The following is a 5,561-nucleotide window of genomic DNA, read 5'->3' as shown; positions in this document are numbered from 1 at the left end:
GTGGGCCGAGGGTGTGGGTTTTAGTAGGCAGTAGGAAGTATACAGTGAGCAGTGTGTGGGCCGAGGGTGTGGGTTTTTAAGAAGAGGGTCCACTAGCTGTCATTCTGAACGATAGTGAAGAATCTCGAGTGCACTCACAGTGACTGCCACTACTTAGCGTCTAGGCGTAGGTAAACTTTTCTAAGATGAAGGTTTATTCTGCCTACTGCCTACTCCTTACTGCTTACTGTTCTTAAAAGGGGTTGATATGCCCGAGTTGATACAGGTTAACGAAGATATATACTACTTATCCGACCACCAGAACTACGGTATTATAAAGACCGCAGGCAATGAATGCGCGGTTGTGGACACGGGCATGGACGACGACAGCGCCCAGTTAATTCTTGCCGCGCTCGAAGCCGAGAAGCTAAAGCTTTCGGTGGTTATAAACACCCACTCACACGCCGACCACTATGGGGGTAACAACTACCTGGTCAAAAAAACCGGATGCAAAGTCTACGCACCGGCGTTCGAGGCGGCGATTATGACAAACCCCTCGCTCGAACCGTTCTACATTTACGGGGCCGAGGCCCCCCAGGAGCTTAAGCAGCCCTTTATGATGGCAAAAAGGTCCCCGGTCGATAAGCTTCTTGAGGAGCCCTCCATGGTGATAAGGGATAAAGAGTTCAAGGTTATTCCACTCCCCGGACACTCGCCGAATCAGATGGGCGTTATCGTTGATGACGTGTTTTTTTGTGGGGACAGCGTGTTTTCACTGAGTGCCTGGAATAAACTCATCCTGATTTACATGGTAAACGTGGGTGAAATGACCAAATCCATAGAGAGGCTAAAGCGGGTCGCCGCTAAAAGCTTTGTTCCTTCGCATGTTACCCCGACCGGCGATATAATCGAGCTTGCCGATGCGAATTTAACGAAGATCCAGGAGCGTGTCGACGACATCCTGCATGTTTTGCAGGTTCCGGCGCAAACGGCGACCGTCCTCTGGGAACTCTGCAAGAAACACGGGCTGGCGGTCACTACGCTGCAACAATATTATCTTTGCATGGATACCCTGAAAGCCTACCTGAGTTTTCTTCTCGGCGAAGGCTTGGTGACATACGATTTTGATGCCAACAGGCTGATGTGGCGAGCCGTCGAGTAGCGTAAGAACTACCTGCAAACAGTAATAACTACCCGAAAACCAATTTACTTTTTTATGGTAAAATAATAAAGAGTTACTACGTTATCAAAGCGAATTATTCCCGGAGGTAATTTAATGGCCCTTAATGAAAAGCTGCGGACAGGCCAAGTAGACGACCTCTTTGACACGATCTTAAAGATCGAAAACAGAGAGGAAGCATATAAATTCTTCGAGGACCTCTGCACCATAGCGGAGATTAAATCGATGGCCCAGCGCTGGGCCGTTGCGCGAAAGCTCGACGCAGGGGAGACCTATATCGATATCGCCACTGAAACGGGAGCAAGCACCGCCACGATCAGCCGCGTTAAGCGTTACCTGGAGTATGGGGCCGACGGCTATAGATTGCTTCTCGACCGCTCTAAGGATCGTTAAAAGTAAATCCGGTCCCCTCAAATGCCTGATCTACGGCATGTTTTTATGGTTTAAACCCCAAATTTCTTACGAAATTATCGTAAATAATAGTTGAGTTTTTGAAGGCACTGTTCGATAATCAAAATATCAACTTGTATTAGTTGAAGTCCTGATATTCAACAATATTCGGTTGATAATCCCATTTTAAACCAAATGTGATTGATGTAGTGACATATTTGGCGGTAATTGAGAAGCCGAACTAAGCCAACGGGGGATACTAATAGTGAATTACACGGTCATTACTTGCGATATTATCGAGTCGCGCACCCTTGAGCAAAGGGAGCAGGCCCAGCGGCATATCGAGGCCGCTTTCGGAGAGATAAACGCCAGGTTTGCGGCAGACATCGCCATACCGTTTCAGTTTACGCTCGGCGACGAGTTCCAGGGCGTACTGACCGACCTCGCAAAAGCCCCATATATCGCGGGGAGGCTACGCGAAGAAGTCGCCCCCGTCAAAATCCGCATTGCAATCGGCTTTGGAGAGATTACAACAGAGCTTTCAGAGGATATCCGCAAGGTCGACGGCCCGGTGTTTCATATCGCCCGCGATGTTATGGAAGGCTTAAAGCGCAAACAGAAGAAACGGGGCTTAAAGCATAAGCAACACCTGACAGGGTTTGCAAGCGAGCGTGGGTTTGATGATACCGTGGATACCGTCTACATGCTTTACGATGTTCTTATCAGCGAGCGTACCGAGAAGCAGTGGTGGGCGGCTAAAGTATATAATCTCGCGGGAACGGCAACCCGCGCCGCCGCCGTGTTCGGGACGACCTTTCAGAATATCTCAAAGCAGGTAAACGCCGCCCATCTATTCGAGACCAATCAGGCCGAGCAGTTTCTTGGGCACTATCTCGTGAGCAGCAGTAAAGGGGAGCCAATCGGCTCCCCTTTACGTGGTTCTTAAAGCTACGTGCATCAGCACAGGGTTACTTGTGCATTGCACCCTGGGCTTTGTTGGTATGGCAGAACTTGCAGCTCCATACGTGGCATGCGCCTTCGCTGCAGCGATGGTGTTTGCCGGCTGTCAAATCAGCAGCAAGGGTCGTGCCGTTGTACTTATCATGCGCTGCTAGAATGTTCTGGAACGTGTTTGTCGTGCCGTGGCACTTGAAGCAACTCATCTCACCGGATACCGGCGTTACGACATCGGCTGTCTGAAGGGCGCCACCACCACTGTCCTTCACGGTAACCGTCATCTTGCCATATGGATCCCAGGTACCGTCATCATCATAAGCGGTAACCGGGACGCCCTCTGCAACCCAACTGAGGTTCTTGGCATCGGCTACCATGGTTCCGGATAGTCTGTTGCCTGTTAGACCAACGCCCGGAGCGAGCGCTGGTCTTACTCGATACTCATCACTCCTTTTACTTGGTAACGTGGTAGTTACCATATTATTTCTGGCTTATCTGTTCTCGTAGGTTCGATGTGAAAAGCCTGTGCTTTGCATCACGCCCCCTGGCTCTACGAAACAAGATAAGCCGGATTAGTTTCTAAGCTATTCGATAATATCGAATATGTGCGCTTGTGAAATATTGCTCATAATGTCGTAAAAACTATGCTGAGTCAAAGCCTAATGGCTTAAGACACAGCTTGGATCAATGCACACGTTGAAAACTCTATACCAATACCTCTATATATAGAACGGATGAGTGCTCAAAAAATCGCGCGTATTGTTAAAAAAATTTAATATTTTGCAATCAGGCAGGTAACTACGCTAATTGATTTTAGTTTCCTTATATGTCTATAATCTAGCAGCAGGTTAACCGCAGGCCCTAAAACGTATACCTCCAGTAAGCGCAAAGGAGCGCCGTATGAACTGTAGCCTGAAAGGCGGAAGGGGACGAGTGCTCGCAATATGCCTTATTATTGTCTTTGCCTTAAGCATTTCATCTTGCGGAAGCCAAAATGCGGGGTCCACAAATGTTTCCACCGGGCAATTACAATCGGCGTTAGACGGCTATCTCAAAAAAGATGCCCGGCTTAAGCACTGGAAGTTACTCGATACCAAGGTATCCATCCTATCGCAGCGGTCTTCCGGGGAACAGCTCAAAGCGGTTTTCGATGTCGAGCGGAAGTATCGATTAGATTACGATAAAGCGGAGGATATACCGGCCCTAAAGGGAAGGCTTGCGTTTTTAAAGGATTATAGAAATCGACTTTCAAAAGAGCAGCTTAAAAGAGCTAAGAAAGATATTAATGTCTGGCGTCACGACCTGAATGAGTATATCTCCACCGACCAACGCATATTTGCAAACATCAAGGTTGTAGGGAAATCTGATTCAGGCGAGAGGCTGGTGCCCGGGTCTGCAAGGTTTTATATAGAGACAGACGGGACTATCGGCAACAGCATAGCTTATGCGCCGCTAGATATTAAAGACATCCCAACCCCCGAAGAGGTCGAGAGAAGCGCGTATGAATCGATCCGCAACACGGTCGGAATGGCTCCTTAATTAGATTTCCGAGCTGTTTGATCGTTTAATTCTTTTGCGTCGGATCTTTTGGGCTTAAGTTCGTTTAGGCCGTAGAATGGCTGCGGGCTTTCAGGGGACTTAAAGAACTCTTGTGGGCTGTAAGCGCGGTATTTCTTGCCTTTTTCATGGGTAATCCTCATCAATGTATCCTTTCCATAAAGTGTTCGGTCGTGTTGTAGAGGGTTCGTCTCTTTTTGATGCTATGGTGCTACTACTATATGTAGTAAATCGATGCAATAAAAAAGGGATACGATGCTCTTTCTTAAGAGCCCCATATCCTTCCAAGCTAAACAATGAAGCATCTCTACCTGTTAAGTATATCACACAAACCTTGTTCTGACTAAGTTCTTGGCTCCATAACGACAAATTTGTTGCCCACACAAACAAAAAAAGACCTGCTTGAGATAGCAGGTCTTTTAGTCAATTATTTTTACCTGACGACGGTAACGTTTGATGCGCGAGCGCCCTTGGCCTCCATCTGGACCTCGAACTCGACGGCATCACCCTCGGCGAGTGACTTAAAGCCCTCTCCGCTGATTGCTGAGTGATGTACGAATACATCCGGGCCGCCGTTCTCCTGGCTAATAAAGCCAAAGCCCTTGCCATCGTTAAACCACTTTACAGTACCTTTTGACAAATTTTCCACCTCCTAGCGCCTTAACACTTTTAAGCTTACGACGCTAGGTTAATGAGGTACTCAAAAAAGTTTACGACACCGACCAAAAAATAAAGACCCGTCTAATAACGGGTCCCCATTTACGAATTCACGTCTTAGCTATATTTAAGTATCGACCATAAACTAGCTTTTGTAAAGCTTTTTATGGGCAAGCCGTTGATGTCGACTTTGCCGTGTCGTCTTGAAGTCCTTTATTAACGTGCCGCTGGCATAGATTCCGTATCTAGGGTTAGACTTAAGCCTAAGATTCAAGAAAAGGGACTGAGGACCATGATGAGGGATAAGAAAACCGGTGCAGGCGAGAGGCGGGTTATTGTCGATGCGGACGCATGCCCTTCGCTGGGCGAGATAATAAAGGTAAGTGCGGCGCATAAAACCCCGGTTGTGCTTGTTGGCAACGAGACCCAGAACTTGCTGCGCTTTAGTCAGACGACCGGCGTTTCAACTACGGTAGTTCCCAGCGAGCGGGATGCGGCGGATTATGCCATCGTCGCACTGGTGCATGCAGGCGATATCGTGATCACCGCAGATATCGGTCTCGCGGCGCTCGCGCTCTCCAAAAAGGCGGCCACGATCTCACCGCGTGGCAAAGTATATAATCCCGCGACAATCGATACCGAACTATTCTTACGCCATGAAGGCCAAAAAATTCGCAGGTCGGGCGGCAGAACTAAAGGCCCCTTGCCATACACCGCCGAGGATAAGGAACGCCTGGTAGCGGTACTCAAGCGCCTTCTTGAAGAAATGTGATCTTACGCTGCTAATCGGTTACCGGATGTCATTCTGAAGCGTTGTGAAGAATCCAGCACTTGTCATTCTAAA

Annotated in this window: 7 protein-coding genes; 5 read left to right on the top strand and 2 right to left on the bottom strand. The window is 48.2% G+C overall.

Annotation, left to right across the window (positions count from 1 at the left end; translation table 11 throughout):
* Positions 1-247 precede the first annotated feature (247 nt).
* From COY37_RS00515 to COY37_RS00505, 3 genes are all read left to right on the top strand, one after another.
* Complete coding sequence (locus tag COY37_RS00515; protein ID WP_286678697.1) at positions 248-1,141, top strand: MBL fold metallo-hydrolase; 894 nt, start codon at positions 248-250, stop codon at positions 1,139-1,141.
* Positions 1,142-1,255: 114 nt separating this feature from the next.
* Positions 1,256-1,552: a YerC/YecD family TrpR-related protein gene (locus COY37_RS00510; RefSeq protein ID WP_286678696.1), complete on the top strand. Its 297-nt coding sequence runs from the start codon at positions 1,256-1,258 to the stop codon at positions 1,550-1,552.
* A gap of 262 nt (positions 1,553-1,814) precedes the next feature.
* The gene (locus COY37_RS00505) at positions 1,815-2,495 is read left to right on the top strand and encodes a SatD family protein (protein WP_286678695.1); all 681 of its coding nucleotides are present in this window, start codon (positions 1,815-1,817) and stop codon (positions 2,493-2,495) included.
* A 22-nt stretch (positions 2,496-2,517) separates the two neighbouring features.
* Here the strand turns inward: COY37_RS00505 and COY37_RS00500 are convergent, their stop codons facing one another.
* A complete protein-coding gene (locus COY37_RS00500) occupies positions 2,518-2,982 on the bottom strand; it encodes a hypothetical protein (protein WP_286678694.1) in 465 nt (154 codons plus the stop codon).
* A gap of 421 nt (positions 2,983-3,403) precedes the next feature.
* Here COY37_RS00500 and COY37_RS00495 point away from each other — a divergent pair, with 421 nt between their 5' ends.
* Complete coding sequence (locus COY37_RS00495; protein ID WP_286678693.1) at positions 3,404-4,042, top strand: hypothetical protein; 639 nt, start codon at positions 3,404-3,406, stop codon at positions 4,040-4,042.
* A gap of 451 nt (positions 4,043-4,493) precedes the next feature.
* On the opposite strand, the gene COY37_RS00490 is transcribed toward COY37_RS00495, so the two are convergent.
* Complete coding sequence (locus COY37_RS00490; RefSeq protein WP_286678692.1) at positions 4,494-4,700, bottom strand: cold-shock protein; 207 nt, start codon at positions 4,698-4,700, stop codon at positions 4,494-4,496.
* Between the two features lie 309 nt (positions 4,701-5,009).
* On the opposite strand from COY37_RS00490, the gene COY37_RS00485 reads away from it, so the two are divergent.
* Positions 5,010-5,489: a YaiI/YqxD family protein gene (locus COY37_RS00485; RefSeq protein ID WP_286678691.1), complete on the top strand. Its 480-nt coding sequence runs from the start codon at positions 5,010-5,012 to the stop codon at positions 5,487-5,489.
* Positions 5,490-5,561 lie beyond the last annotated feature (72 nt).

Origin of the sequence: Candidatus Aquicultor secundus (assembly GCF_002791875.1) — a bacterium.
GTDB lineage: Bacteria > Actinomycetota > Aquicultoria > Aquicultorales > Aquicultoraceae > Aquicultor_A > Aquicultor_A secundus.
This window is presented reverse-complemented; position numbering and strand designations above follow the sequence as displayed.